Source organism: Deinococcus psychrotolerans (genome assembly GCF_003860465.1).
Taxonomy (GTDB): Bacteria; Deinococcota; Deinococci; order Deinococcales; family Deinococcaceae; genus Deinococcus; species Deinococcus psychrotolerans.
This window is the reverse complement of record NZ_CP034183.1, coordinates 916,651-943,187: the sequence shown is the minus strand read 5'-3', so window position 1 is coordinate 943,187 and position 26,537 is coordinate 916,651. Positions and strand designations below refer to the sequence as shown.

General features: G+C 59.5%; 23 protein-coding genes and 1 tRNA gene. 13 read left to right on the top strand and 11 right to left on the bottom strand.

Going from position 1 to position 26,537, the window contains the following annotated elements:
* The 5 genes from sufB to EHF33_RS04605 all read left to right on the top strand — a co-directional run bounded on the left by sufB (window position 1) and on the right by EHF33_RS04605 (window position 4,421).
* A complete protein-coding gene (sufB, locus tag EHF33_RS04625; RefSeq protein WP_124868301.1) occupies window positions 1-1,407 on the top strand; it encodes a Fe-S cluster assembly protein SufB in 1,407 nt (468 codons plus the stop codon).
* Window positions 1,408-1,824 (top strand): hypothetical protein, encoded by a 417-nt coding sequence (locus EHF33_RS04620; RefSeq protein WP_124868299.1) that lies wholly within the window; start codon window positions 1,408-1,410, stop codon window positions 1,822-1,824. It abuts the gene before it with no gap.
* Window positions 1,825-1,915: 91 nt separating this feature from the next.
* Entirely contained in the window at window positions 1,916-2,272 is a 357-nt protein-coding gene (locus tag EHF33_RS04615) for a VOC family protein (RefSeq protein ID WP_124868297.1), read from the top strand.
* Window positions 2,273-2,367: 95 nt separating this feature from the next.
* Window positions 2,368-3,726: a Fe-S cluster assembly protein SufD gene (gene sufD, locus EHF33_RS04610; RefSeq protein ID WP_124868295.1), complete on the top strand. Its 1,359-nt coding sequence runs from the start codon at window positions 2,368-2,370 to the stop codon at window positions 3,724-3,726.
* A 35-nt stretch (window positions 3,727-3,761) separates the two neighbouring features.
* A complete protein-coding gene (locus EHF33_RS04605; RefSeq protein WP_241191260.1) occupies window positions 3,762-4,421 on the top strand; it encodes a TMEM175 family protein in 660 nt (219 codons plus the stop codon).
* A gap of 60 nt (window positions 4,422-4,481) precedes the next feature.
* Here the strand turns inward: EHF33_RS04605 and EHF33_RS04600 are convergent, their stop codons facing one another.
* On the bottom strand, window positions 4,482-4,970 hold the full coding sequence (locus EHF33_RS04600) for a hypothetical protein (RefSeq protein ID WP_143720335.1): 489 nt from the start codon (window positions 4,968-4,970) through the stop codon (window positions 4,482-4,484).
* 241 nt (window positions 4,971-5,211) lie between these two features.
* Between EHF33_RS04600 and EHF33_RS04595 the strand changes: the two genes are divergently transcribed.
* Window positions 5,212-6,933 carry an outer membrane protein assembly factor BamB family protein gene (locus EHF33_RS04595; RefSeq protein ID WP_164473407.1) on the top strand — a complete coding sequence of 574 codons (1,722 nt, stop codon included), beginning with the start codon at window positions 5,212-5,214 and terminating at the stop codon, window positions 6,931-6,933.
* 64 nt (window positions 6,934-6,997) lie between these two features.
* Window positions 6,998-7,279 carry a DUF427 domain-containing protein gene (locus EHF33_RS04590; protein ID WP_124868289.1) on the top strand — a complete coding sequence of 94 codons (282 nt, stop codon included), beginning with the start codon at window positions 6,998-7,000 and terminating at the stop codon, window positions 7,277-7,279.
* Window positions 7,280-7,355: 76 nt separating this feature from the next.
* Here EHF33_RS04590 and EHF33_RS04585 read toward each other — a convergent pair whose 3' ends face one another.
* Complete coding sequence (locus tag EHF33_RS04585; RefSeq protein ID WP_124868287.1) at window positions 7,356-9,281, bottom strand: peptidyl-prolyl cis-trans isomerase; 1,926 nt, start codon at window positions 9,279-9,281, stop codon at window positions 7,356-7,358.
* Between the two features lie 70 nt (window positions 9,282-9,351).
* Here EHF33_RS04585 and EHF33_RS04580 point away from each other — a divergent pair.
* The 3 genes from EHF33_RS04580 to EHF33_RS04570 all read left to right on the top strand — a co-directional run bounded on the left by EHF33_RS04580 (window position 9,352) and on the right by EHF33_RS04570 (window position 11,923).
* A tRNA-Arg gene (locus tag EHF33_RS04580) sits at window positions 9,352-9,428 on the top strand.
* A gap of 342 nt (window positions 9,429-9,770) precedes the next feature.
* Window positions 9,771-10,844 (top strand): N-acetyl-gamma-glutamyl-phosphate reductase, encoded by a 1,074-nt coding sequence (gene argC, locus EHF33_RS04575; RefSeq protein ID WP_124868285.1) that lies wholly within the window; start codon window positions 9,771-9,773, stop codon window positions 10,842-10,844.
* 128 nt (window positions 10,845-10,972) lie between these two features.
* Window positions 10,973-11,923 carry a glutaminyl-peptide cyclotransferase gene (locus tag EHF33_RS04570; RefSeq protein WP_124868283.1) on the top strand — a complete coding sequence of 317 codons (951 nt, stop codon included), beginning with the start codon at window positions 10,973-10,975 and terminating at the stop codon, window positions 11,921-11,923.
* An 88-nt stretch (window positions 11,924-12,011) separates the two neighbouring features.
* Here EHF33_RS04570 and EHF33_RS04565 read toward each other — a convergent pair whose 3' ends face one another.
* Both EHF33_RS04565 and EHF33_RS04560 read right to left on the bottom strand, forming a co-directional pair.
* Entirely contained in the window at window positions 12,012-13,658 is a 1,647-nt protein-coding gene (locus EHF33_RS04565; protein WP_124868281.1) for a DUF937 domain-containing protein, read from the bottom strand.
* Window positions 13,659-13,875: 217 nt separating this feature from the next.
* Window positions 13,876-14,202, bottom strand: a complete 327-nt coding sequence (locus tag EHF33_RS04560) for a hypothetical protein (RefSeq protein ID WP_124868279.1) — start codon at window positions 14,200-14,202, stop codon at window positions 13,876-13,878.
* Window positions 14,203-14,347: 145 nt separating this feature from the next.
* Between EHF33_RS04560 and EHF33_RS04555 the strand changes: the two genes are divergently transcribed.
* Complete coding sequence (locus EHF33_RS04555) at window positions 14,348-14,674, top strand: hypothetical protein (RefSeq protein ID WP_124868277.1); 327 nt, start codon at window positions 14,348-14,350, stop codon at window positions 14,672-14,674.
* 10 nt (window positions 14,675-14,684) lie between these two features.
* Entirely contained in the window at window positions 14,685-15,932 is a 1,248-nt protein-coding gene (locus EHF33_RS04550; protein ID WP_124868275.1) for an MFS transporter, read from the top strand.
* A 16-nt stretch (window positions 15,933-15,948) separates the two neighbouring features.
* On the opposite strand, the gene EHF33_RS04545 is transcribed toward EHF33_RS04550, so the two are convergent.
* From EHF33_RS04545 to EHF33_RS04515, 7 genes are all read right to left on the bottom strand, one after another.
* Window positions 15,949-16,701: a class I SAM-dependent methyltransferase gene (locus tag EHF33_RS04545; RefSeq protein WP_164473406.1), complete on the bottom strand. Its 753-nt coding sequence runs from the start codon at window positions 16,699-16,701 to the stop codon at window positions 15,949-15,951.
* 44 nt (window positions 16,702-16,745) lie between these two features.
* The gene (locus tag EHF33_RS04540; protein WP_124868271.1) at window positions 16,746-17,183 is read right to left on the bottom strand and encodes a response regulator; all 438 of its coding nucleotides are present in this window, start codon (window positions 17,181-17,183) and stop codon (window positions 16,746-16,748) included.
* Entirely contained in the window at window positions 17,170-18,804 is a 1,635-nt protein-coding gene (locus EHF33_RS04535) for a sensor histidine kinase (protein WP_124868269.1), read from the bottom strand. Before EHF33_RS04535 ends, EHF33_RS04540 begins: the two co-directional genes overlap by 14 nt.
* 82 nt (window positions 18,805-18,886) lie before the next feature.
* Window positions 18,887-19,462, bottom strand: coding sequence for a hypothetical protein (locus EHF33_RS04530; protein WP_124868267.1), 576 nt, complete (start codon window positions 19,460-19,462; stop codon window positions 18,887-18,889).
* Window positions 19,459-22,713 (bottom strand): excinuclease ABC subunit UvrA, encoded by a 3,255-nt coding sequence (uvrA, locus tag EHF33_RS04525; protein WP_241191259.1) that lies wholly within the window; start codon window positions 22,711-22,713, stop codon window positions 19,459-19,461. Before uvrA ends, EHF33_RS04530 begins: the two co-directional genes overlap by 4 nt.
* A 221-nt stretch (window positions 22,714-22,934) precedes the next feature.
* Window positions 22,935-23,804, bottom strand: coding sequence for a hypothetical protein (locus EHF33_RS04520; protein ID WP_124868265.1), 870 nt, complete (start codon window positions 23,802-23,804; stop codon window positions 22,935-22,937).
* A 27-nt stretch (window positions 23,805-23,831) separates the two neighbouring features.
* Window positions 23,832-25,151: a cytochrome P450 gene (locus EHF33_RS04515; RefSeq protein WP_124868263.1), complete on the bottom strand. Its 1,320-nt coding sequence runs from the start codon at window positions 25,149-25,151 to the stop codon at window positions 23,832-23,834.
* A 119-nt stretch (window positions 25,152-25,270) separates the two neighbouring features.
* Here EHF33_RS04515 and EHF33_RS04510 point away from each other — a divergent pair, with 119 nt between their 5' ends.
* Window positions 25,271-26,245: a hypothetical protein gene (locus EHF33_RS04510; RefSeq protein ID WP_164473405.1), complete on the top strand. Its 975-nt coding sequence runs from the start codon at window positions 25,271-25,273 to the stop codon at window positions 26,243-26,245.
* Window positions 26,246-26,537 lie beyond the last annotated feature (292 nt).

Sequence of the window (26,537 nt, the reverse complement as noted above, 5' to 3'; positions counted from 1 at the left end):
ATGACCATTAATCCCGCAGTCAATGACATCAACACCGACTATGAGTACGGTTGGAGCAATCCTGAGAAGTACGCCTTCAAAGCGCCCAAGGGTCTGAGCCGCGAAGTCGTCGAAATGATCAGCAAGACCAAAGACGAACCCCAGTGGATGCTGGACTTCCGCCTCAAAGCATTGGACATCTTCTACAGCAAGCCGATGCCGACTTGGGGCGCGGATTTGAGCGGCCTCAACCTCGATGAAATTTATTACTACATCAAACCCGAAGGCTTCAACAGCCGCTCGTGGGACGATGTACCCGAGGACGTGAAAAAGACCTTCGAGCGATTGGGCATTCCCGAAGCCGAGCGGGCTATGCTGGCCGGTGTGGGCGCACAGTACGAATCGGAAATGGTGTACCACAACCTCAAAGAAGAATGGGAAAAGTTAGGCGTGGTCTTTTTAAGCATTGAAGACGGCCTCAAAGAATACCCTGAGCTCTTCCGTGAGCATTTCGCCACCATTATTCCGCCGGAAGACAACAAGTTCGCGGCCATCAACTCTGCGGTTTGGAGTGGCGGCAGCTTTGTCTATGTCCCCAAAGGCGTCAAAGTGGACATCCCACTGCAAACCTACTTCCGCATCAATGCCGAGAGCAGCGGTCAGTTTGAGCGCACGCTGATTATCATTGATGAAGGCGCTCAGGCCCATTACATCGAGGGCTGCACTGCGCCTGCTTACAATGCCGACAGCTTCCACTCGGGCGTCATTGAAATCGTGGTCAAGGAAGGCGCACGCTTCCGCTACAGCACCATTCAAAACTGGTCGCACAACGTTTACAACCTTGTCACGCAGCGGGCCGCCGTGTACGGCAACGGCGTGATGGAGTGGGTCGACGGCAACCTCGGCAGCAAAGTCACCATGAAGTACCCGGCTTGCTACCTCCTGGAAGAAGGCGCACGCGGCGAGATCTTGAGCATTGCGATGGCGGGACGCGGCCAGCACCAAGATGCGGGCGGCAAGATCGTCCACTTTGCGCCCAACACCAGCGGCACGATTGTCAGCAAGTCGATCAGCAAAGATTCGGGCCGCTCTTCTTACCGTGGCTTGGTCAAGATTTATGAAGGCGCGAAGGGCAGCAAAACCAACGTGGAGTGCGACGCCCTCTTGCTCGACGAGGAAGCCCGCACCGACACCTATCCTTACATCGAGATTGAGGAAAAGGACGCCCGTGTGGGTCACGAAGCCACCGTCTCCAAAATCAATGACGAGCAGATTCTTTACCTGCAAAGTCGCGGCCTCAGCAAAGACCAGGCGGCGGGCCTCATCGTGCGCGGCTTTATTGAGCCGATTGCTAAGGAATTGCCACTTGAGTACGCCGTAGAGTTGAACCGGTTGATTGAATTGGAAATGGAAGGCAGCGTCGGATAATTGAAACCAGCACTGACCCTACTTGCCAAAATTATCTTTGGATTTGTTTTTCTAGTATGGTCGGTGCTTGCTATTACTTTTGATCCGAACATCTTGAAGCGCACTTTCTTTAGGCTTACCTATCAGGTCTATGCTCTTCAAGATATTGGCGAAAGTTACCCAAGACGTGAAGTGGCTTTGCAAGTCAAAGATACTGAGAATCCGAGTGCTGATGCCAGAAGGTGTATCGAAGCTTTTGAAATTTTCTCATTAGATGATGGACAGACGGCAACTTGCCGAGTCTTTGTCAATCGTGCTTCTTATGAGAGATTCAAAGCAGGAAATTCGACCCGTGATTTGGCGAGTGCCGTTCAAGGCGCTTATGGCTTGGCTAAAACTGCTGAAGTCTTCATGAACGAGGGCTTGATCTGTTCGTAGTTCGGTTTCTATCGTCAAATTAAATCGTCGGGACGGCGGCTGAGTTTCTAGGAATCTCGGACGGAGCTTCACCGAAAGAGAGAAGATAAAATTGAAACTCAACCACATCAACCTAGGCGTTACTGACGTTCCCGCCGCTGTCGAGATCTTTGAGCGTTTCTTTGGTCTTAAGCAGGCCGAAGGAATGCCCAGAAACGACAACATGACTTTCCTGCATGACGATGACGGCTCACTCATTTCTGTCTTCAAAAGCAAAGACGTGAGTTACCCTAAAGTCTTTCATATCGGTTTTTTGCAAGACACGCCGGAGCAAGTGCGGGCCGTTCACGCTCAACTCACAGCAGGCGGCCATCAGGTTCAAGCTCCTTACGAAAATCATGGGCGGCTGACGTTTTACTTCAATACTCCGGTTGGCTTTATTATTGAAGTCGAATCGTTCATGGGTTGATCTGATCCTTATCTTTAAGCTGTTCAAAAAATTAGACATTTTGACCGGACTCCCAATCTCGACACAGTGGACTGGCAAAAGGAGAACCCCACCGCATGACCAATTCCCCATTCTCTGACCAACTCGCTGCCCACACCGGCCCCGACTGGCTCAATGCCAAGCGCAAGGCCAGCTTCGACCTTTTCGACACGCTCGAAGTGCCTCACAGCGGCGTGGAAGCCTGGAAGTACACCCAAGTCACCATCGACTTCGCCAAGCTGCGCCCGCATCCCAAGCGCGACATGGTCGCCGATCTCTCGGCCTTGCCCGCCAGCGTGCGCGAACGCCTGAGCAGCACCGACGTGGGCGCATTCTTGGTGATGGACGGCCCCGACGTGGTGTACCGCACAGAGTTGCCCGCCGAGCTGAGCGCCAAAGGCGTGATCTTCACCGATCTCAAAACGGCGGTGGAGCAGTACCCCGACAAAGTTCAGCAGTACCTCTACAGTGTGGTTCCCGCCGAAGTGCCGGACGATACCACCATCGCCGCGCCCGGTACCACACCCAGCAAATCACCCGATCCCAGCGAGGGCAAGTTCAGCGCTCTGGCGGCGGCCCTGTGGACCAACGGCGCGTTCGTGTACGTGCCGCGTGGCGTAGAAGTCGAGCTTCCGCTCGGGTCGTTTCGCGTGATGAGCGAGGCCGGCACCTACACCGCCACCCGCACCCTGGTGGTGGCCGAAGAAAACGCCCAAGTGACATTCATTGACGAGCAAGACAGTGAAGACTTGCCCGGCACCTACGCCATCGGCGCGGTGGAACTGGTGGTCAAAGACGGCGCTCGCCTGCGCTACGTCAGCATTCAGAACTGGGGCAAGGGCGTCACCCACATTCAGCGCCAGCGCGGCGACGTGGGCCGTGATTCCACCCTCAACAGCCTCGTGGTCACGATGGGCGGCACCCTCAGCCGCACCGAAATGCAGAGCCACCTGCGCGGGCAAGGCTCAAGCAGCGAAATGCTGGCGCTCTACTTTGCCAACGAAGACCAGCATTTCGATCACTACACCCTCCAGCACCACGCCGCTCCCAACGCTTACTCCGATTTGCTCTACAAAGGCGTCAGCGACGATCAAAGCGTGGGCGTGTTCAGCGGCATGATCAAAGTGGACTTGGGCGCACAAAAAACCGACGCGTACCAAAAGCACCGCACCATGATGCTCAGCAGCGAAGCCCAAAACTTCAGCGTGCCGCAGCTGGAAATCAACGCCAACGATGTGCGCTGCTCGCACGGCTCGACCACCGGCCCAGTGGATCAGGAGCAGCTTTTCTTTTTGCGCTCACGCGGCATCAACAAAGAGCTGGCCGAAAAAATGCTGGTCACCGCTTTCTTGGAAGATGTGCTGGGGCGCGTGCCACTGCAAAGCGTCGTCAAGTACATCGAAGGCATCATTGCCAAAAAGGTCGGCGCAGCCTAAACTACAACTGAACGCTTGGACAGTCAGCCTCCGGTGTGGAGCTGGCTGTTTTTTTGCTTGTAGGTATCAGGGGAAAAGATGGACTGCTGATGGGTAAAACAAGATTAGAGGCATTTTCGGACGGCGTGCTGGCCATTATCATCACGATCATGGTGCTGGAACTCAAACCTCCGGAAGGCCACGAACTGAGCGATTTATTCAGGGACTGGCCCAAGTTTTTGGCTTATGTGGTGAGTTTTATTTACGTCGGCATCTACTGGAACAACCACCACCACATGCTGCACACCGTTAAGCGCATCAATGGTAATGTGATGTGGGCCAATCTCCATCTCCTGTTCTGGCTTTCGTTGCTGCCCTTCATGACTGCCTGGGCGGGAGAGACTCACTTTTCAGCCGTTCCAATGAGCATTTACGCTCTTGATTTGCTTATCTGTGGCCTTGCTTATGTCATTTTACAATACCGAATTATCAATGCTGACTCTAGCAATGGACTTTTGCTGAGAGCCATTGGCAACGACAGCAAAGGGAAAATTTCGACAGCGTTATATTTGATTGCCGTCGTAGTGCCTTTTTTTGGATTCTTCGGTACTGTTTTGTCAGGAATAATCATTATCGGGAATACTCTGCTGTGGGTCATTCCAGATCGCAGAATTGAACGGGTCCTCGCTGAGGAAGAAGCCAAGCCGATGACCTGAGAATTCACGAAAAAGGCCCTCAGAAGAGTTGACTTCTGAGGGCCTTTGCTTTGATCAGGTTTACTGCAAGCGCTTCATGATGTCTTGCAGGCTCTGCGAATCGGCCCAGTCCATTCCGGCCTGTACGTAAGTCATGGCCGTTTCCTTATCGCCGCGCTGTAGGGCGATGTAAGCCAGTTTGGCGGCGCTGAGCGAGGCCCACTGCTTTTCGGTGTCGCTCAGGTCATTGAGGTTTGACCAAGCGTTGTAGGCGTTGATCCACCACTGGGTCTTAGTGTAAAGCTGCGCCAAGTAAGCTCCGTACGCACGGTCGGTGCTCATGGTGGAAGCGATGTAAGCCTGATCTACCGCTCCTTTCCAAAGGGTACGGTCATAGAAGGCGGCGGGATAAGCCACGTCAGCCTGCACCGCGAGTTCGCTGGCGCGGTTGAAGTGGTCGCTGGCCGTCATGGTCATCGAATCCGACATGGCCGGATCAGCTGGAGCGGTGTCTTGTGCGCTGGCCAATCCTGCCAGAGCAAACGCTGTCAAAATGAGAATCTTTTTCATATCAACACGCATCTTAAGACGCTAATGTGCAGGACGTCTACGACTTAACCCGCTCTTGAGCCTTGCTTTAAGAGAATGTAAAGGAGAATCCATTTTGCCGCTCGCTTCATTTGCCCAACGTTCACTGTTTTTCTCGCTTCTGTGCGCCTCTTTCTCAGCAGGCTTTGCTCAAACACCTTCCGCAGGCGCAGCTCCCTCCATCACCTGGTCAAAGAACATTAAGGCCCTCGGTGCTCTAAGCGTGGCCGACAACGGCGACGTCGTGCTGATCGGCTCAGACGCCAAGTTGCACCGCTTAGACAGCACTGGGCAAGAAAAATGGGCCTTCGCTCTAGGCGACATTGGCCGCGCCGCGCCGGTCATTACTCCGTCCGGCGTCACGCTGGCGGTGGCCTACGACGATAACCTGTACGCCATCGATGCCAGCGGCAAGAAGCTCTGGAATGTGCGTTTTGACGGTGATCTGTATGCCTCACCCGCGCTGAGGGCCGACGGAAGCATCGTGGTGGCCAGCAGCGGCGGCACGGTTTATGCCCTGAACAGCCAGGGCGGACAGCTTTGGAAATACAAAGTCGGCTCTCCCATTTACAGCAGCCCCATCGTCGCTGTAGATGGCAGCATCTACTTTGGTACGCAGGGCAATCAGGTGGTGGCGCTGACCACAGATGGACAACTCAAATGGCGCTTCCGCACCGGCAGCACCGTATTTGGCAGCCCCGCTCTGGACGCGGCGGGCAATCTCTATTTCGGTTCTGGCGACAAGAAAATCTACAGCTTGACCCCCGGTGGCGAGTTGCGTTGGACGCGGGCCACCGCTTCGTTTGTCAATGCCAGCCCGATCATTACTTCAAAAGGTTTGGTGGTGGTGGGCAGTTACGACGGTAATGTTTACGCCCTGAACGAGGCCGGACAAGACGTCTGGGTGTATCCGGCAGGCGCGGCCGTCGCAGCCCCAGCCGCCGAGTTGGTGGGCGGCGCGGTGGTCGTCGGCGATATGAGCGGCACCTTGCACGCCATTGGCGAGGGCGGCAAAGCGATGTGGACGCTCAAAACCGGTGAGCGGATCGACACCAGCGTGAATGTCAGCTCGGCGGGGACGCTGTATTTTTCTACGGCCAGTGGCAAGCTCGACGCCATCGCCAATCAGCCGCCCCTCGCGGACGGCCCGTGGACGTACTACCGCAGTGTGGCGGCTGGCTATGGCCGCCCTCCAAGCAGCACCGAAGCCGCCGCGCTGACGGCCCTCAAGCGCCCCGCTGCCCAAAAAGCGCTGGCTCTGATCGCCCAGCAAGCGCTGATTGCCCAACAGCCTGTGAATCAGCAGCCTGCGCCCAAGCCGCCAGTCGCGCCGCAGCCAGCCCCGAAGCCTGCCGCCCCGTCAACCGCAGCCCCGCCAATCGCCCCTTCACCAATCACGGCCAAGCCGCAGCCCTCTCCCGCTCCAGTGGCTTCAAAACCAACCCTACCCGTCCCCACTGCTCCGCCCGCCGCCAAGCCTGTGGTGGCCGCTCCGCCTGCTACTCCGGCCCCGGTAGTGCCTGCTCCGAAGCCGCCAGCGCCTACAGCTGATCCTGCCGCGCTTGCTCTTTCCGCTGGAGCCAAAGCACGCGCCGACCGAGGTCAAATCGTGTTGCCGCTGCCGGAAGTCGTGGGAGCGCTCGGCGCTCAAATCCAAGTCCAAACGCCGCGCAGCGTCACTGTGCAGCTCGGCCCAGACAGCAGCACGTTGCCGGTGCGAATGCTGGGCAGCGGAGAGACCCGTGGGGCGTGGGTGGCCCTGAGTGATTTAGAGCGCCTGCGTGTGGGCGATCAGGTGGGCCTGAACTCCTATATCAAAGGGGTTTATCGTTTGCAACTTGGAAGCAGATCAGCGCTCAGCTTCAAATTAAATCTCGCCAAACTGCTGCCTTTTGCGCCCGCCAAAGAATTTCCAGACGTGGTGGAGCGCCCCGCCAAACCATAAAGAGCAGGCGCTGAACGTCAGCTTCAAGACACACTCAGCGCTCAGCAGCTTTTAGAGTGAAGGCATGAAAGCCATTTGGAACGGTCAAGTCATCGCCGAGAGTGATGACACGGTAGTGGTAGAAGGCAATCAGTATTTCCCGCTCAGCAGCGTTAAAGCAGACTTTCTGACGCCCAGCGAAACCCACAGCGTTTGCCCCTGGAAAGGTACTGCGAGCTACTACGGCTTGTCAGTGGATGGCAAAAGCAACCCCGACGCCGCTTGGTACTACCCTCAGCCCAAAGACGCCGCCAAACAAATCAAAGACCATGTGGCGTTTTGGAAGGGAGTGGAAGTTCGGGCTTAGCACTTTCATTTCCGCTAGCAAAAAACCGTGAGGAGCCTCAAGTCTTGGCTCCTCACGGTTTTTTGGTTGAGTGGGCTTAGGGCTTGGTGGGCGTGCTGGTGGAGTCAGGAGCGGGGGTTGTGGTCGCAGGCGTCTTGGCCGGCTCAGTACCGCTCGCGGTGGGCGGCGTGGTCACAGGTGTGGTCGTGACAGGTGGTGTGGCGGGTGTAGCAGGCTTAGGTGCAGCCGCCGCGATCCGCTTTTCTTGGGCGGCCAGCACGGCGCTGAGCTTGTTGTCCACCTTGATGTCTTTCATCTGGGCTTTGATGTACGCTTGCCCCGCTTCGGCCCGCTTCTGGGCCAGCAGTTGCGAGCGAATCACCGCGTCCACTTCTTTGAGCGGCTTGATGTTGGCCCGCACCAGATCGGTGACGTAGGCCACGCTGTACGTCTTGCCATTCTCGATCACGTCGCTGACGCTGCCTTCACCGGCGGGACGCAAGCTGGAGGTGTCGAACACGGCTTTGGACAAAGCGGGATTCAGCGCCGCGTCGCCCGCCGTGACGCTGCCGCGCTCCGAGACGGTGCCTCCGGCTTTGCTGGCCGCCTGCACAAAGTTCTTGCCGTCAAAACTCTGGCGGAAGGCCAGCGCTTTGGCGCGGTCAGTAAACACCGCTTCGCTGAGCGTGGCACTGGCCTTGGTGGTGTACTTGGCGACGTTTTGTTGGTAGTCCTTGATCACGTCTTGGTCGGTAACCGAGGCATCTTTGGAGCCGTAAAGGGCAAGTTGCTGAGCCAGATTGGCGCGGCTGCCCACCAAGTCCAGCTTCTTGTCGGCCACGATGGTCGGCGCGGCGTACTGCTCGATGAGTTGCTCGGCAATACCGGGCTTGAGAAACTGGTTGACCATGCTGCCCGCTTGATCGGCAGGAACTTGTTGCAGCAGCGAAGCGAACTGCTGGTTGCCGACGACGCCGCTCAGCACGTCCGAATAGGGGATGTCTTGGCCGCCCACGGTCGCGACGGTGGGGTTGTTGATCTTCCACGCGGGCAACAGGTAATCGATCTTGGCGCTTTTGCGCAGGCCGTCAAACCACTTTTCGGCGGCGGCGGTCTGAAGGAGCCGGTTGACCTGATCGGTGATCTGTTTTTTGACGCTCTCGTAGGACTTGGCGGCGGCAGGCACGAACTCCTCCACCTTGACGATATAAAACTTGCCGCCCGAGGAAATCACGTCAGTCAGGCCGCCGCCGGTCAGGGCAAAAGCCGCTGCGCTGACTTCTGGCGGCAGGGCCACCTGAGTCACTGCTGCGGGTTTGTCTCCCGTCACCGGGCCGAGTGCGCCGCCACGGTCTTTGAATTCGGTGCTGTTTTCACGGGCCAAAGTTGCAAAATCCGAGCCGCCCTTGAGTTGGGCCAGCAGAGCAGTGGCTTTGGCTTTGTCGGCCACCACAATTTCGCGCCCGATGATGCGGGCCTCGTCTCGGAATTGATCTTTGTTGAGGCTGTAAAACTGCTTGATCTGGGCCTCGGTGGCTTTGGGAGCCGCGTCCGCGATTGATTTCTGCTTTTTCTGAATCGCCAATCCCGACTGCACTTCCTCACGGTAAGAAGCGTCGGTAAAGCCGATTTGGGCGAGGCGGTCAACCCAAGCTTTGTTGTCGGTGAGATTGTTGCCTTTGCGGACTTTGTCGACCTGCTCATTGACATCGGCGCGGCTGATGTTCTCGCCGCTGCTGGCGGCCTTGAGCAGCGCGTTCTCGATTCGGCTTTCCACCGCCACCGTCTTGAGGTCTTCGCCCAAAATGCCTTCGGTGGTGGCGCTCAGCACTGGGTTGCTGCGCTGAAGCGCCTGAATTTCTTCCACCGTCACGGTCTGGCCGTTCACGGTGATGGCGGGCGTGCCGCTCGACTGCTTGCCAAACAAACTGCCGACGTTAGGGGTGAACTGATAAACCAGCCCCACCACCAGTAAGACGGCCAAAAACCCCAGCAGGACGCTGGTGAGTACCTTTTTGTTCACTTGATTCCTCCTTGTGGTCATGCTAAGTTACTTGAGCTTTGCTGCTTCTCGGCGGCTTAGAGCCACTTCTGCACCCGTAGCTCAGTTGGATAGAGTGTTGGCCTCCGAAGCCAAAGGTCATAGGTTCAAGTCCTATCGGGTGCACCACCCAAAGCCGCGCCAGTTTCTTGCTGGAGCGGCTTTTTTTGATGGTACTCGGCCAACCTTTTTGGTTTGGAGAGGCGCTTTTTTCCGGCACACGGGCGCAAGTCTAGCACGTGCTTTTGGGGCTGCATGACGCTCAGGTGAGCAGCATGGGAAGGGGCGGTGGGAGCTGAGATTTGGACATCTGTAGGGCATTTGTTTCAACTCGAAACTGTTCAATAGACGCTAGGACGATCATCTGCGCCGCAGACCACTCTCCAATATTCCGCAAAATATTTTCATTCGGTAACTTTTGAGCCGCCGAACTTACCATCTGCATAGCACAGATATGCTTTACTACTGCCCATGACTTCACCTGCTGCTTCTGGATTGCCTGCCACGGAACAACTTTCGGTCGCCATCGTCGGCGGCTCCGGCTACGCGGGCGGCGAGTTTTTGCGCCTTGCCCTGTCGCATCCTCACCTTAAGGTCACGCAGGTCACGTCCGAGCGCAACGCCGGAATGCCGGTGCCGTTGGTGCATCCCAATTTGCGCTCGCTGACCAACCTCAAGTTCCGCAAACTGGCCGACTTAGAGGCCGCCGACGTGATTGTGCTGGCCCTGCCGCACAACTCGGCGGCCAAGCAGATCGAGACCTTTGAAGCGCTGGGCCAAGTCATCATTGATCTGTCGGCGGATTTCCGGATCAAAGACCCCGAACTGTACGCCCAGTACTACGGCGAAGCCCACCCCGCGCCCCAAAAACTGAGCGAGTGGGTCTACGGCAACCCCGAACTCCACCGAGGGGACTTGAAGGGAGCCACCCGCATCGCCTGTGCGGGCTGCTTTGCCACCTCAGTGATTTTGGGCCTCTATCCGCTGCTCAAGCTCGGCACGGTGCTGCCCAAAGACATCATCGCCACCGGGCTGGTCGGCTCGAGCGCGGCGGGCGCGAGCAGCAGCGACGCCTCGCACCACCCCGAACGCGAGGGCAGTTTGCGGGTCTATAAGCCGGTCGGTCATCGCCACACTGCCGAGGCGATTCAGGAGTTGCCCGGCAGGTTTCCCCTGCACCTGACCGCCATCAGCACGCCCCGTGTGCGCGGCATTCTGACCACCATCCAAACGTGGCTGCCCGACGGCTACTCCGAGCGCGACGTGTGGGGCGCTTACCGTGAGATCTACGCCGAGGAGCCGTTTATCCGCATCGTCAAGATGCAAAAAGGCATTCACCGCTACCCCGATCCCAAGTTGCTCGACGGCACCAACTTTTGCGACATCGGCTTTGAACTCGACGTGGACACGGGGCGGGTGGTGCTGATGTCGGCGATTGACAACTTGGTCAAAGGCACGGCGGGCCACGCCATTCAGTCGCTCAACATCGCACGCGGCTGGGACGAGCGGGCCGGACTCGGTTTCGCGGGGCTGCATCCGGCGTAAAGCGGGCTGATACGGATTCAGGCGCACGGTTGCACAGCAAGGATTGATGAAGCTTCACCCGCTTATTCTCAAAGGGAATGAGCCAAAAGGCGGACGTTTATTGTTCGGCGTACCCGTATGCTAAACGCATGACGCGCCGCCCGCTGCTCAAGCTTTTGCACAAACCTCGCCCTCCTTTGACGCTTTCCAGCGTGGCTTTGGGCGTGCTGCTTTGTCTGCCCGCCCAAGCGGCCACGCCGGTTCGCAGCCAGCCCAGCAGCCCGCTGATCAAAGTCTCGCTATCTCAACCTGCACCCGCTCCAACTGCCCCCAAGTCTGCTGTTCCCAACCCTGCTCCTTCCGGCCCCGTCACCAGTTCCGGTATTCCCATGTTGATTCCCAAGGTTATTTCCCGTTTCCCACACGATCCCGATGCGTTTACCGAAGGCTTTGAGCTGGTGGGAAGTACCCTTTTCGAGAGCACCGGTTTGGTGGGTCAGAGCAGCATTCGCCGCACCAACTTGCAGAGCGGCGAGGTGTTGCAAAGCCGAGTGCCGCCGAGCAGCAAAGTCTTCTCCGAAGGGCTGACGGTGATGGGTGAAGTGGCGTATCAACTGACTTGGCAAGACGGCTTGGTGTACCTCTACGACGCGCAGAACCTCAGAAGCCTCGGCCAGTTGCGCTATCGGGGCGAGGGCTGGGGACTGACCAACGACGGCAAATCGCTGATCATGAGTGACGGCTCGGATACCCTCTACTGGCGCGACCCGCTGAGCTTTGCCGTGACCAAAAAGCTCAGAGTCACAGCGGCGGGAGCAGGCATCGACAAGCTCAATGAACTGGAATATCTGGACGGCTTTGTCTATGCCAATATCTGGCTCAGCAACAAAATTGCCCGCATCGACCCGCTGAGCGGCAAAGTCACCGCTTGGATCGATGTCAGCAATCTGGCGCGTGAAGCGCAGGCCGCCGCTGCGAAAAGTGGCCGAGAGCTTGGCTTTGACGACGTGCCCAACGGTATTGCCCACAACGCTGCAAAAGGCACTTTGCTTCTGACCGGCAAGCGCTGGCCGCTGGTCTTTGAAGTCAAGCTGCCGTAAAGCGCAGAGCCGCTCAATCAGTGGGAGATAAGAAAGGTGGGGGAGGAGCGTTAAATTGCTCCTCCCCCGCCTTTGAACTTCTTCGACGTTACTGCACGTTCAAGGTGATGGTGCTGATCGGAGTGCTGGTCAAGTCTTTACCGGAGCGCACCACGTAAGTGATTTCGCCTTTGCCGGGGTTGCTGCTGTAACTCCAGCCGCACGAACCGCTGACGGGCAAGGCTTTGGTGCCCACCACCCGCTCGCCGCGTTTGACGGCCACCGTGTAGCCCGCGCCGGAGCCTTGCCCGCCAAACCGGAACGGCGAGGAGACACTCTGACCGTCGGTAAGAGACAGAGTGAACGCCTGAGTGCAGGCTGCAGCGTCGCCCGTGGCCGCGCCGACGGTGACGTCCGTGGTGGCCTGACCGCCTTCGCTGCTCACCTGGTACTTGTGCTCGCCCGCTGCGGGTGAAGGCACGTTCAGTGTCCAAGTGCCGTCACTGCCCACCGTGGCTGCGCCGATGTTTGCGCCGTCCTCGAGAACCGTGACGGTTTGGCCCGCCACGCCACTGCCGGTCAGATCAAACGCGCCCGCCACCTTGCCGCTCGGCGCATTGATGGTGGGTGGTGTGGCCGCCGCATCATTGGCGGGCGGGGTGGTTGAAGTCGCTGTGTCGGTGGCGGCATTAGGATCGGTGCTGGCACTGGCCGCCGTGTCCGTTTGGGCTGTTCCCGTTTGCGGTTGATCGGTGGTTGCTGAAGTGGCTGCAGCGCTGCTCTCCGCCGCCGACCCGTTGCCCGCGCCCGCCGTGATCCGGAGTTGAGCGGTGTCGCTTCCGCTGCTGACTTCGTAGGTGTGTTCACCGCTGGTGGGCGCAGCGATCTCGGCGCTCCAGTTGCCGTCTTGGCCCACCGAAGCGGTGCTGATTTCGCTGCCCGCTTCTTTGATGCTCACCGTTTGACCGGCTTTGCCCACGCCGCGCATGCTAAAGCTGGCGGCGGGCACGGCAGTATCGGCCTGCGGCTCAATCACGTTAAAGGCGTTGGTCGCTGCCATGTCGGTGCTTGTAGATGCGCCCGTCTCCATGCTCGCTTTGCGGTTCTGATTGGCCAAGAAGTAGCCACCCACCAGCAACAAGGCGGCCAGTGGAATTGCCCACAACCAACCCGCACCGCGCCGCCTTTCCTCATTGGGGGCCGCAATGGGCTGGGCTGCTTGAGTGGGCTTCACCGCGCTGAAGCCACCGATCAGCGTGGCGAGGCCCACTGGAAGGAGTGCGCCGAGCTGAGGCCGCAGCGACAGCAGCAGCGCTCCCAAGCCCGCCGCGCCCAGCGAATTGCTGCGGGCATGCTCGAGCAGCAGCTTGAGCAGCAGCGGCAAGCTGAGGTGACTCAGACGCGTCACCGCGCCGCTGGGTACATTCAAGTTGCTGGCGACTTGCCTGTTGATGGTGTCGGCGTTGCTGCCCAGCAAAACGGGAGCGGCCGAAACACCTACTTTTTCGAGGTCATCCAAGCTGCCGGGGCGCTCCAGCAATGTATCGATGGCCCCGCCGGGCACGCTGGTGGCCAAATCGAGCAGTTGCTGTCCGCCCGCCGAAAGCTGCGCGTGGGTACTCAGGGCGTCGAGTTGCAGCGGCCAGAGGGCGTTCAGGGCGTTCCCCGCTTGCTCCGGGGTAAGGCCCGCGTGGGCGGCGAGTTGCCGGGCAGTCGAAGCGCCGAGGTGGCTGCGTAAAAATTCAAGGAGATCCATTTTTCCTCCAAAGGGAAAGCGGGGGGCTTAAGCCGGAAGACAGCAGTGGTGCGGCTGCCTCCAAAAGAGCGTGGTAGAGAAAATCAGGGAGTGGCGACTTGGAGGCCGAGACCCAGAGCCAACTGGAGAGGCCTTAAGTCCGTTTGATTGTTTCACGGGCCTGCCGAGGCCGCTTACATCATGACGTTAAAAAACGCACATTTTTGAAACAGTCTGTTCAAGTCGAGTTGAAGTCGAAAACGCCCGCCCTCGGTGGACGAACGTCCGTCCCGAAAGGATTAAGCTGGGCAAGATGACTCAGGGGAGAGCCGAGACTCAAGCGCCCCGCCGCGTGCTGCTGACAAGTGTGGCGGGCCAAAGTGGCACCATACTTCGGCTGGGGCTGCGCGGCCCTGACGAGGTGCTGCGCCTGACCGATAGGGCTGAGATGGAGGCGGCACAGTGCAGCGAGGAAGCACAGTGTGGCAAAGAAGGGATGCCCACTGACTTGACCAATCCTGCCGACCTCAGCCGAGTGATGGACAGGATGGACGCCGTGATTCATCTGAGGGGTATTCCTGACGAGCACACTGACGAGCGGATTTGCGCCGCGCACCGAGCGGGCGTTCGGCGTGTGGCGTTTTGGAGTTTGTCGCAGTTCGCATCTGCTCTTTGTTGCCGCAGCCGCTCGAAGCCCAGCACCTTGCCACTTGGCTCTCGCTGCGCCGGATACCCACTCTTTGACAGTGGAGGGCATCAGTGCCAACACCCAAAGCTGGCTGAAGCTGGACGGCTGGGACGTGCTGAGCCACCAACCGCAGGACAACGCCAAAGATTACGCCGCCGAGGTTCGGGGTATTCAACTTCCCCAGCAGAGCAACGCCGAGCGTTTTCAAGGCGGGGTTTCACGCGGCTGGAACACCGAAGCCGTGTTCAGACAGCGCCTTGATGCGCTTCTTCTCACCCCGCTTCCTGACCACCCACCGCTCCCTCTCAATCGCCATTTGACCTACCGTTCGGTCAGCAAAAAGGAGTAAACTCAAGTCTATGACCGCTTCTCAAGGTGCGCCGGACGCCCCCGCTTTCAGTGTGGGCCGCGCCAAACTGATTTTGTTCCTGACGATCTTTGTGGCAATGTTGGGCCTGTCGGTTCTGTTTCCGATTTTCGGGCCGCTTTCACGGCAACTGGGTCTGAGCGAATCGCAAACCGGCTGGTTTTCCACCGCCTACAGCTTGATGCAGTTTGTCTTCAGCCCAATCTGGGGTGCCCGCTCCGAGCGGATAGGCCGTAAACCTGTACTGGTGATGGGCCTGATCGGCTTCTCGCTGAGCTTCGGGCTGTTTGCCCTCGTCGCCGATCTGGGTCTGCGCGGCGTCATCACCGGTACACTTTTGTTCGTGCTGCTGGTCGGTGCCCGCTTTCTCGGCGGCATCTTGTCGAGCGCTACCCTGCCCACCGCGCAGGCGATGATGGCCGATTTGACCGACAGAGGCAACCGCGCCGCCGCGATGGGCTTGATCGGGGCCGCGTTTGGTCTGGGCGTCATCTTTGGCCCCGGCCTCGGCGGTTTGCTGGCCAACTTCGGTTTGACCGTGCCGGTGTATTTCAGCGCCGGACTCGGCCTCGTCACCGCTGTGCTGGCCCGCTTGACCCTGCGCGAAACCCGCGTCCCCAATACTGCCGCGCCCGCTTCCGGCAACCGCTGGGCGTTGGCGCAGGGCCCCGTCGTGGTGTTTTTGGTGATCAGCGCTCTGTTTACGCTGGCCTCGGTGGGCATGGAGCAGACCATCAGCTTTTATGTACAGGACAATCTGAAGTTGACGGTGGCCCAAACGCCTCAGGTCGTCGGCGGAATGCTGGCCCTCTTCGGCCTGATCTCGGCGGCGGTGCAGGGCGGCGCGATTCGGCCCCTCAGCAAAAAACTCTCGCCGACCATGCTGATTCCGGCGGGCCTAGTGGTGATGGGCGCGGGTATGTTTGCCCTCAGCGCGGCGGGCGCGTTTTGGACGATGGCCGGTTCGCTGGCTCTGATCGGCATCGGCAGCGCCATTCTCGGGCCCAGCCTCTCGGCGGCGCTCTCGCTGAGCGTGAATGAAAATCAGCAGGGCCAGATCGCGGGCCTCAACTCCTCGGCGCTGGCACTGGGCCGCATGACGGGGCCGCTGATCGGCACGGGGCTGTATCAGAGTGTCAGCCACCACGCGCCCTACATCCTGAGCGGCGGAGTGCTGGTGGTGCTGCTGGGCGTGGTATTGGTGGTGCGGCCCCAAGTCAGGATGCCCGCGCCGGGATAAATCGGTTCGGGCCGAGTCAACCCAGCCGCGTCAGGACTCTGATCTCAGCTCCAAAGACGAACTCGCCCACCTCGCCTTCAGGCATCAGAGGGGCGAGTTTTTCATTGAGCCACACCTGCACTTGCTCCGGAGTTTCGCGCTCCGCATCGGTGGCGGCGATGGTGTTGCTCTGGGTCAGAAAATAGGCGATCAATTGTTCCCGGTTTAGTTCCACAAGGTGGGTAAAACGCTCACTGTGCAGCGAAAACCCTGCCTGTCTTGCCTCAGCTTCATCAAAGGGGCGGCGGTCACGCTCGGCGCTGGGATACCGCTCCAAATACGTCTGCCACACACCCGCGAATTCTGCTTTGCCCACCAACTCGCCTGCAAACCAACTGTTGCAGATCGCCAGCACCCCGTCTGGCTTGAGCACCCGCCGCGCCTCATGCAAGAAAGCGCCTCGCTCAAACCAGTGGAAAGCCATGAAGACCGTCATCGCGTCGGCGCAGTGATCTGGCAGCGGCAGCGCTTCAGCGGGGGAGAGGGCGTAAGTCACACGGGGATGCGGGCGGGCGCGTGAAAGCATCTCCGGCGAGATGTCGTAAGCCCGCACCTCAATCACCAAGTCGGCCAGCGCCACGCTGCACTGTCCGCTGCCGCAGGCCACGTCCACGCCGAGCGCCGTTCCTGTCAAAAAGGGCTTGACCCGTTCCAACACCAGAGGTTGAACGTCAGGCCGTCCGGCGGCGTAGCGGGCGGCTCCATCGGCGCTGAGAAAAGGATTGGGCATAGCTGACTTTACAGGGCTGCCGAGTACGCTGCCCCCCATCCGCTTTAAGGTGAGTTGTGCGGCGGCAGCGCCACGATCGCCAGCCAGAAGGTTTCAAATGTCCTGACCACTTCAAAAAATTCGCCCACGCTGACCGGCTTGGGAATGTAAGCGTTGACGTGCAGATCGTAACTGCGCCACACGTCGGCCTCGGCCCGCGAGGTGGTCAGCATGATGGTGGGAATGCGGCGCAACTCGGGGTCGGCCTTCAGCACCGCCAGCAGCTCAAGGCCGTTCATGCGCGGCATGTTCACGTCCAGCAAAATCACATCCGGCATCGGGGCGGTTTGGTAATTGCCCTGCTGGCGCAAAAATTCCAGCGCTTCCACGCCGTCGCGGGCCACGTGCAACCGGTTGGCGATGCGGGCTTCTTCAAACGCTTCTTCAGTCAGCATTACATCGGCGGGATTGTCTTCGACCAGTAAAATTTCAATGGTTCTCATGAATGTCCTTCGGGGAAAAAGGTGTGGGAGACGGGCCGAGCGTTGGTACAAGCGGCTTGGATTCGGTCAGGAGTGGGCTCACAGCCGCCGGAGCATTCTGCTGATACGGTAATGTAAACGAAAAAGTGCTGCCCTGCCCCACACTACTTTCGATGCTGAGTTGCCCGCCGTGCCGCTCCACCACATTTTTGACCACCGCCAGCCCGATGCCGCTGCCCTCGAACACCCCGATGCCGTGCAGCCGCTGAAACACCCCGAAGATCCGCTCGAAGTAAGCTGGATCGATGCCGATACCGTTGTCGGCCACCGAAAACTTCCAGGCTTCCGGCAGCGCTTCGGCAGAAACGTGTACACGCGGAGGCCGCGCCGGATCGTGAAATTTGAGGGCGTTGCCGATCAAGTTCTGAAAGACGTGGCGCAGCAGTTCGGGATTGCCCCAGGCCTGCGGCAAAGTGCCGACTTCGATGCTGGCGTCGGTGCGCTCGATCAGGTGCTGAAAATCCTTGACGATGCTGGCGACCAGCGGCTGAACTCCAAACAGCTCGGCGGCCTTGGCGTGCTGGCGTACCCTCGAATACAGCAGCAAATCCTGAATCAGCCCTTTGAGGCGGTGGGTGGCGCTGAGGGTAAAAGCAATGTACTGGTCGGCCCGCTGATCGAGTTGGCCGCTGTAGCGTTTGGCCAGCAGCTCGGTATAGCTGCCGATGGTTCGCAGCGGCTCTTGCAGGTCGTGGCTGGCGACGTAGGCGAACTGCTCCAGCTCACGGTTGCTGCGCTCAAGGTCGCGGTTGGTGCGCTCCAGCACGCTTTGGGCCGCCTTGAGGCCTTCCTCGCGCTGCTCCACGGCGTCGGCCATCCGGTAAAACTGACTGCGCAGCGCCTGCACTTCCCGCACTGGCACGTCCAGCAGCATTTCGCCGTAGTGGCCCTGAGCGATGCGCTCGGCCCCGGTGTTGAGCGTTTGCAGACCCCGCGTCAGGGTGCGTGCCGAGCGCTGGGCCGCAAAGAAAACCAGCAGCAGGGCGCTGAGCAGACCGATGATGGTAACGCTGCGGGTCAGGCGCAGGGTCATCAAACTGCTGCTGGCCGCCGCTTCGCGCCTCAGCATCTCGTTATGCTCCAGCACGGCCAGCACGTCCCGCACCGTATCAATCAGCTCCTTGCCGTCTGCTTTCCCGATCAGTGCCGCCGCCTGCGCCGCTGAATTGGGCCGCACCAAGATTTCCGGCTCGGCCACCCGCGTAGTCCAGCGCTCCACCAAAGTGCCGACGCGGCTGAGGTTGAGCCGCTGCTGATCGCTGACGCTGAGGGTTTGGAGTTGCTTCAAGCGGATTTTCACGCTGGCGCTGCCCCGGCGGTAAGGCTCCAGATACTGCGTGTCGCCCACGATGACGTAGCCGCGAATGCCGGTTTCCATATCGATGATGTCGCGGGCCAGCAAGTTGATCAGGTTGAGCCGCACCTGCGCGGCGTTGAGCTGCTGGATTTGCAGCGCGTTGCGGTCAATGCCCCAAATCACCGCCCCCGTGACGGCCAGCAGCAGCAGCAGCGGCCCCAGAAGAGGCAGCAGCAGAAACTGGGTCAGGCTTTGGGTACTGAGGAGAACTGGGCGCAGGCGCATTCAGAATGCAGTGTAGGGCAAGTGGAAAGCAAAACGAAAAAGCCCAGCCGTGACGCGTGACTGGGCCTTTCCTTTACACCCTTTACCCGGTCAACCGCTCCGCCCTGCGCCGCAGCAGAGCGGCCACCACTTGCCGCACCAAGCTGACGGTAAGGCCGATGCCTGCGGCGATAAACGCCAGTTTCTGAAATTCGGGATTGGCGGGGAACTTGATGGTGGCGTCGACCGAGGGCGCGAGCTTGGCGGCGGCCAGAATCGGCAGGGCAAACAGCGCCGCTGCGAACGGCAGCAGGAACGGCCCCCCGGCGTGTTTGATGACCAGGCAGGCCAGTAGCGCAGTGGCGATCAGCGGGAAGATCGTCCACCACTGCTCCGGCACGCTGGCCACCGGCAAAAACGGCCAGAAGGCCAGCGAAATGGCCCCCAGCGGTAAAATACCCAGCACAATGGCGCTGTAGCCAAACCAATTGCCCGCTTCGTCGGCAATCAGGGTCAGCACGATCCACGCCACCAGCTTGGTTTGCCAGTCGAGCGGCAAGGTCATCACATAAGCCAGTGCGCCGAGGCTGACCAGCCCTAACACCCACATCACTGCCACGAATTGCCGGTGGCGGGTCAGGGGGCTGACAATGCGCCGGGGCCGCGCCGCCGCGCTCACGCTGTTCTCCTGCGGGCCGAGACGAGCAGTTCAGCGTCTTCATCGTCAAGGAGATCGTCATCGAGTGGGTCGGTCAGCGCTTCACCCTCGGCCAACTCGTCGGCCAGACTGCTGGCCGCTTTCTTGCCCTTTTTGGAAGTGGCCTTGGGCTTGGCTTTGGAAGGTTTTTTCTTGACGGCACCCAACGCCTCCGCCTCCAACTCGCCCGCGTCCACGAAGCCCGCTGGATCGAGGTCGGGGCACTCGCTTTCGCTGAGCGGTTCGGGCACCACGTCCACCATCGGTTCGGCTTTGGTGTTGGCTGCTGGACTTGTCAACTTGCTCGGAATAATGCCCGGCACCCTCCGCAAAAACTCGCCCGTGTAGCTTGTCGGGTGCGCGGCGACCTGCTCCGGCGTACCCGTGGCGACAATCTGACCGCCGCGCACGCCGCCTTCCGGCCCCAGGTCTACGATCCAATCGGCACACTTCATCACGTCCAGATTATGCTCGATCACGATGAGGGTGTTGCCGCCTTCCACGAGGCGCTCCAGCACTTCCATCAGCTTGCGGACGTCCTCGAAGTGCAGGCCGGTGGTGGGTTCGTCGAGAATGTAAATGGTCTTGCCAGTGGCCCGCTTGCTGAGTTCGGACGCCAGCTTGATGCGCTGCGCCTCGCCGCCCGATAAGGTGGTGCTGGGCTGGCCGATCTTCATATAGCCCAGTCCCACGTCGCACAACAGCTGCATCTTGCGCTCGATGTTGGGAATCGGCTCGAAGAAGCTGTAGGCGTCCTCCACGGTCATGTTCAGCACGTCGGCGATGGTCTTGCCGTTGTACTTGACTTCCAGTGTTTCGCGGTTGTACCTTGCGCCCTTGCAGACCTCGCACGGCACGTAAATGTCCGGCAAAAAGTTCATCTCGATCTTCATGACGCCGTCGCCCTTGCAGTGTTCGCAGCGCCCACCCTTGACGTTGAATGAAAATCTTCCGGCTAGGTAGCCGCGCCTGCGGGCTTCCGGGGTGCGGGTAAACAGGTCGCGGACTTCGGTGAAGACGCCAGTGTAGGTGGCCGGATTGCTGCGCGGGGTGCGGCCAATCGGACTCTGATCAATCTCGATAACTTTATCGAGGTAATCGATACCGGTGATGGCGTCGGCCTTGCCGGGGGTGGTTTTGGCTCCATTCAGATCACGGGCGAGCGTGGCGTGCAGGATGTCGTGAATCAGGGTGCTTTTGCCCGAACCGCTCGGCCCCGTCACCACCGTCATGGTGCCCAGCGGCACGTCCAGCGTCACGTTCTGAAGGTTGTGTTCGCGTGCCCCAATCACCTTCAGGCGCTTGCCGTTGCCGCGCCGCCGCTTGGTCGGCACCTCGATTTTGAGTTCGCCGCGCAGGTACTTGCCGGTGAGGCTATCGGGGTTGGCCTTGATTTCTTCTGGCGTGCCTACCGCCACCACCTCGCCGCCGTGGACGCCCGCGCCCGGCCCCATGTCCACCACGTAGTCGGAGGCCATCATGGTGTCCTCGTCGTGTTCGACGACCAGCAGGGTGTTCCCAAGGTCGCGCAGCCGCTTGAGGGTCTCGATCAGCCGCCCGTTGTCTTTAGGATGCAGACCGATGCTGGGTTCGTCGAGCACGTACAGCACGCCGGTCAGGCCGCTTCCCACCTGAGTGGCCAGCCGGATGCGCTGCGCCTCGCCGCCCGATAAGGTGTTGGCTGTTCTGTCGAGGCTCAGGTAATCCAGCCCCACGTCCACCAGAAAGGTCAGGCGGGTGCGGATGGCCCGCAAGACGGGGGCGGCCACCGCCGTGCCAAAGGTATTGAGGCCGTACTCGTAATGGCGGGGACGGGCAACTTTGGCTGCGCCGCCGTCGTGCTGGCCGAGGTAAGGCTTGATCACGTCGTGGTTGACCTCGCCCGCTTGCAACTCCTTGAAAAACTGATCGGCGTCCAGCACGCTCATGCCGCTGGCCTGCGAGATGTTGAGGCCGCCGACACGCACTGCCAGAATTTCAGGTTTGTAACGGGTGCCGCCGCAGGTCGGGCAGGGTTGCAGCTCCATCATCTCTTCGAGCTTTTCGCGCATGAATTCGGACTCGGTTTCGGAGTAGCGGCGATCTAGGTTGACCAGCACGCCCTCAAACTCGGTCATGAAGCGCATGGTTTCCTTGCCGCCGCGCCGGTAGACCACCTCGAACGGCTCGCCGGGGCCTTGCAGCACGGCGTCTTGGGCCGATTTGGGAAGGTCGCGCCAGGGGGTCTTGAGTTCAAAGCCGAGATGCTCAGACAAGGCTTTGAGTTTGTCCCAGTAATACACGCCGCCGCCAGTGCCTTTCTTGCTCCACGGCAAAATCGCGCCCTCGGCGATGCTGAGCTTGTCGTCGATCACTAAGTCCGGCGAGAACTCGCGTTTGCTGCCCAGCCCGGCACAGTCGGGGCAAGCTCCGTAGGGGTTGTTGAAGCTGAATGACCTCGGTTCCAACTCTTCAAGCACGCTGCCGTGTTCGGGGCAGGCGAACTTCTCGGAATAGAGTTCTTCCTCGCCGGAATCGGGAAACAGCACACGTAGTAGGCCCTCGCCGCGCCGAAGACCCAGTTCCACGCTTTCGGCCAGTCGGCTCCGATCAGCTTCGCGCACGGTCAGGCGGTCAATCACCACGTCCACGTCATGCTTCTCGAACTTTTCGAGCTTGAGTTTCTCGGCCTCGTCGAGTTCGTACAGCACCCCGTCCACCCGCACACGGGCGTAGCCTTCGCGGCGGACATCGGCAAACAGTTTGCGGTACTCGCCCTTGCGCCCCCGCACCAGCGGAGCCAGCAAAATGGCCCGCTGATCGGTGAAGCCCAGCATCAACTTATCGGTGATCTCGCTGGGACTCTGGCGCTCAATTTTGCGCCCGCAGACCGGGCAATACGGCGTGCCGACGCGGGCATACAGCAGTCTCAGGTAATCGTGAATCTCGGTGACGGTGCCCACCGTGCTGCGCGGGTTGTGTGAGGTGGTCTTCTGATCAATCGAGATGGCCGGTGACAATCCCTCGATGCTCTCCACGTCCGGCTTTTCCATCAGGCCCAGAAATTGGCGGGCGTAGGCCGAGAGCGACTCGACGTAGCGGCGCTGGCCCTCGGCGTAGATGGTGTCGAAGGCCAGCGTGCTCTTGCCGCTGCCCGACACGCCGGTGATCACGATGAACTTATCGCGGGGCAACTCCACGGTGACATTTTTGAGGTTGTGTTCTCTTGCGCCGCGCACAATCAGGTTTTGCAAAACGGGAACCTTCCTTTTGAAGCGGCCTTCCCGCACCTTGCCGGGTCGCCGCGTGCTTGTTGATGAATATATGTTGAGGGCAGAAGTGAAGGGGCCGCTTCTGGGTAAACGTCATATTCTACACCGTCAGGGGGGGTAAGCGTATGGGTGGAGAGGTACGGTGAGCCGGGGAAGTGAGCGGCCATCCATGTGACGCAAGCTCACCAGCTGGAGGCCCATTGCTACAGGGTTTGATCAGCCCACAGCACTTGTTCGGCGTGCCAAGCGTTGAAGGCCAGATAAGCTGGATTGGTCAGGTTGGCCCAGCCCGCAGCCGAGAGGCCGGTGGCTGGGAAGGAGTCATTCTTGTCAAAGAAGCCACGGCGTGAGCTGAGGTAGACGACGCGCTTCTGCCAGCACAGGGCGACAAATTCAAGATCCGGCTCCACCACGAAGAAGTCGGCGAACTGAGATGGCAAAACGTCTGCCAAGGCATGCCAGTTGATCCGCTGCAAGTCCAAGTATTCCGGAACAAAACGTCTGGGCCGGTACTTGGATTCGTAACCGAGACTGGGGCCGTTAAACTCCGTTGTCATATCGATCATGCTCCGGTCTGTCAACCCTTCATAAGTTCCAGCTACAGCAAGGAAATGGCGAGTGCCGAGTAGATTCCTTGATTGAACGATCTGGTTGAAGTGATGAACAGTTCCGCCGAGAAGGAGGCCATCAAAACTATATTGGGCGCTTCCAAGTCTTTCCCCTTTGATCTCCAGCACTTGGGCAATATCTTTTGTCAGGCCGCCAAAGGATTCGATTTGGAGGCTGTCACGTAAAGAACCCTCGTCTGCCCAGCGCGACCAGAGGAAAAACTGAGAGCTGAACCATTCGCTCTCGATTAGAAGCTCGCGGTCTGCGTAGCTCTTTCCACAGCTGTGCTGGATTCTTATGCAGCGCTTCTTTGAGTCATATTCGACATAGATGCGAACCCAGTAAGACGCAAATTGATCGTAAGCTTTAATCATTCCACGGTAAATTCGGCCTCGATCTTTCTGTCTGATATGTCGCCCATCGGTTCTGTAAATTTCGTAGTAGGCCGTAATAATGTTAGACACTGAAAGTGTTTCCTCTTCAGCTCATTTTTACTCAAGCCGTCTCAGGGTCAAGCGGGCGTCGGGCGAGAGGTTGGCTGAGTGAAACGGCTTCATTTTGAAGTCCTTAGGGAACAGCTCGAAGCGGCCATGCGTGACCGTGGTTGCCAGCATGGTCGCCAGAAGCGCCTCGGCCATGCCCGCGCCCAAACAGGTGTGCGCTCCGGCACCGTAAGGCTGGAAGGCTCCTTTTTGTTTATGCTCGTGGCGCGGTTCCAAAAAGCGGTCAATGTCGAAGCGGTCTGGCTCGGCAAAGAGTTCCGGGTTGCGCTGGGCGGCGAAGAGGGCCATCAGCAGTTTCTCGCCTTTCTTGATGGGGAAGCCCTGAATCTCGAAATCCTGTTTGGCGGTGTGCGGCAGATTGTTGGCGATGGGATGAAGCCGCATCACTTCCAGCACCACCGCGTGCAGCACCTTCAGTTCGCGCAGTCGGGCGGCAGGCAGCCCAGCTTCGACGAGTGGATGCGCCTCGGCCTGGACCCGTGCCAAGATCTCGGGTCGGCGGTACAGTTCATAGAGGCACAGCGAAAAAACGCTGACCACCGTGTCCAGACCGGCCATATAAGGAATCAGCATCATAAACAGCAGTTCGTCGCGGTTGAGCAAATCGGGGCGCTCGGTCATCAGGCCGCGCAGATCGGCGACGTAGGTTGATGACAGAGCGGGCAAACCCTCCGGCGTATCCGCTTGATCGAGAATGTCTTGCGCGATGGCGCGGGCGCTCTGCTGGGCCTTCAAATAAGCGGGGCGGCGCAGGGACGAGGGCCGGGCCGAGCCGACAATATGCACCGCCAGTTGGGCGTGCCAGTAGGTGATGAAATCGTTTAGGTGGGGGCCGGGGCGGCGTCCCAGCGTCAGGGTGCCGATGCAGTCGGCGACCAGCCGCTGCGCGAACGGAACGACTTTGAGGTGCCCACTGACCCGAGTCTGGTCGAGCGCTTGGTGGGTCAGCTCCATGATCAGTGGCAGTTGTTCCAGCACTCTGCTCTTGGCAAAGCCGTTTCTGGCCGCTGCCCGGTACTTGAGGTGGTCGGCCCCCTCCAGCATGGTCAGGACTTGCCTGCCACCAAATTCGCGGATCATGCCTTCCCAGGTGTCCCAAGCGTCCATCTCGCCGGTATTGTTGGTCATCGTCTCGGCGGCAGTGGGGCCGCCCACCACGATCAGCGACTGGCCCAAAATCTTCACCCGGTAACATGGCCCCAGACGGCGGTACTGGCGGGCCAGAAAGGTTTCGGTGTCGCGCACCATCGGGATGAGGCTGCCGAGGAGGGGAAGACCGGGAGCGACGGGCAGGGTTTTGGTGGTCATGACATTCTCCAGAAGAGTAGCTTGGGGCCGGGCTTTAGCTTAAGCCAGGAGGCAAGCAGATGCTGGAGCCTCAGCGCTGGAGCAGAGTTGCAGCGGACGGCCAGCGCTAAACTGAACGAATGCTTGCCCGCTGGCAAACCGCTCCGCTGCATACCCGCGTGTCACGCCTCTTTCCAGTGGGTGTGATCGTCTTGGTGCTGGTGATGCACAGGGCATTGCCCCTCCCCGATTCGCCATTTCCGCTGGCTTACGCGGCCTTGTTCGACGCGACCGTCACGGCCTCCGCGCTGGTGTGGTGGCTGACGCCCAAAGCCTCGCGCCGCCCCAAGAAACTCCTGATGGTCGCCGCTCAGGGTGTGGCCCTTTGCGGCCTGACGTTTCCAGCACTGCGGCATCTGTTGTGGCTTGAACTGGGTGGGCTGGGGCTGGCGGGTTGGCAAGCTTATATGGGCTGGCGTCAGCCGTTGCCTGCCGACTTTGCCGAGCGTGACGACTTAGAGCGGGCCTACCTGTGGTGGGAGCGCCTCAGCTTGCGGCCCCGTTTGTTCAGGATGGTCGTGTTTGAAGTGATACTGCTGAGCCACCTCGTCCGGCGGCCCCGCTTTGCCGCTGGGCGGCAGTTCGGCACCCGTAAAGATGCGACAACTGGCGGAATGCTCGGCATGTTGCTGTTTCTGAATTTGGTGGAAGGCTGGCTGTCCCATCTGCTGCTCTCGAGCTGGAATTTGACTGCGGCTTGGCTATGGACAAATCTGAACATCATGGGCGCAGTGTGGCTGCTCGCCTATGGGCGGGCTTTGGCGCTGCGGCCCGTGACTCTCGGCCAGCGGCGGCTCTACCTGCGCTCCGGCCTACACTGGACGCCGAGTGTGCCGCGCTCGGAGGTGGTGGAAGCGAGTTTGCTCATCGCTCAAGACAGTGAAGCCTTCAACTTGGCAATAGACAACCCGCCGAATGTACGCCTGACCTTCCGCCGCCCGCTTACCTTGCTGGGGCTTTACGGTAGTGAGCGCCAAGTATCGGCAGTCAAACTCCATTTAGATGATCCGAGAATCTTCTTAACTTGCCTTACCGAGGGTGATGAACAGAAATAAAATAGAAGTGCCACTCTTTCTTATAATAATTCCTTGTCTAACTTACTTAGATTAGGGTGGTCGGCATTTTTTACTGCTTCAAACATTTCTCGGTGATGGCGGTGCAGGGTGCGGTAAAATTCTCCGGCCTGCCGCATTTGTGTATGGTCAACTAATAGTATCTTTAGCTCTATGGAGTGGCAATCTCATTGTATGGCCTCGTACCGACTAGGGCCGGACGGTTCTTTAAGCTAGCAGCAGGTCAGAGAAAATGGGCATTAAAAGCTCAAATAGGCACTGGTGTCTGCGCTTT

Coding starts and splice junctions, on each gene's coding strand:
- EHF33_RS04540 (WP_124868271.1), bottom strand. CDS start 17,183: ATGAGAACCATTGAAATTTTACTGGTCGAAGACAATCCCGCCGATGTA.
- argC (WP_124868285.1), top strand. CDS start 9,771: ATGACTTCACCTGCTGCTTCTGGATTGCCTGCCACGGAACAACTTTCG.
- sufB (WP_124868301.1), top strand. CDS start 1: ATGACCATTAATCCCGCAGTCAATGACATCAACACCGACTATGAGTAC.
- EHF33_RS04565 (WP_124868281.1), bottom strand. CDS start 13,658: ATGGATCTCCTTGAATTTTTACGCAGCCACCTCGGCGCTTCGACTGCC.
- sufD (WP_124868295.1), top strand. CDS start 2,368: ATGACCAATTCCCCATTCTCTGACCAACTCGCTGCCCACACCGGCCCC.
- EHF33_RS04515 (WP_124868263.1), bottom strand. CDS start 25,151: ATGACCACCAAAACCCTGCCCGTCGCTCCCGGTCTTCCCCTCCTCGGC.
- EHF33_RS04560 (WP_124868279.1), bottom strand. CDS start 14,202: ATGAATCACGGCGTCCATCCTGTCCATCACTCGGCTGAGGTCGGCAGG.
- EHF33_RS04535 (WP_124868269.1), bottom strand. CDS start 18,804: ATGCGCCTGCGCCCAGTTCTCCTCAGTACCCAAAGCCTGACCCAGTTT.
- EHF33_RS04510 (WP_164473405.1), top strand. CDS start 25,271: ATGCTTGCCCGCTGGCAAACCGCTCCGCTGCATACCCGCGTGTCACGC.
- EHF33_RS04570 (WP_124868283.1), top strand. CDS start 10,973: ATGACGCGCCGCCCGCTGCTCAAGCTTTTGCACAAACCTCGCCCTCCT.
- EHF33_RS04550 (WP_124868275.1), top strand. CDS start 14,685: ATGACCGCTTCTCAAGGTGCGCCGGACGCCCCCGCTTTCAGTGTGGGC.
- EHF33_RS04545 (WP_164473406.1), bottom strand. CDS start 16,701: ATGCCCAATCCTTTTCTCAGCGCCGATGGAGCCGCCCGCTACGCCGCC.
- EHF33_RS04590 (WP_124868289.1), top strand. CDS start 6,998: ATGAAAGCCATTTGGAACGGTCAAGTCATCGCCGAGAGTGATGACACG.
- EHF33_RS04600 (WP_143720335.1), bottom strand. CDS start 4,970: ATGAAAAAGATTCTCATTTTGACAGCGTTTGCTCTGGCAGGATTGGCC.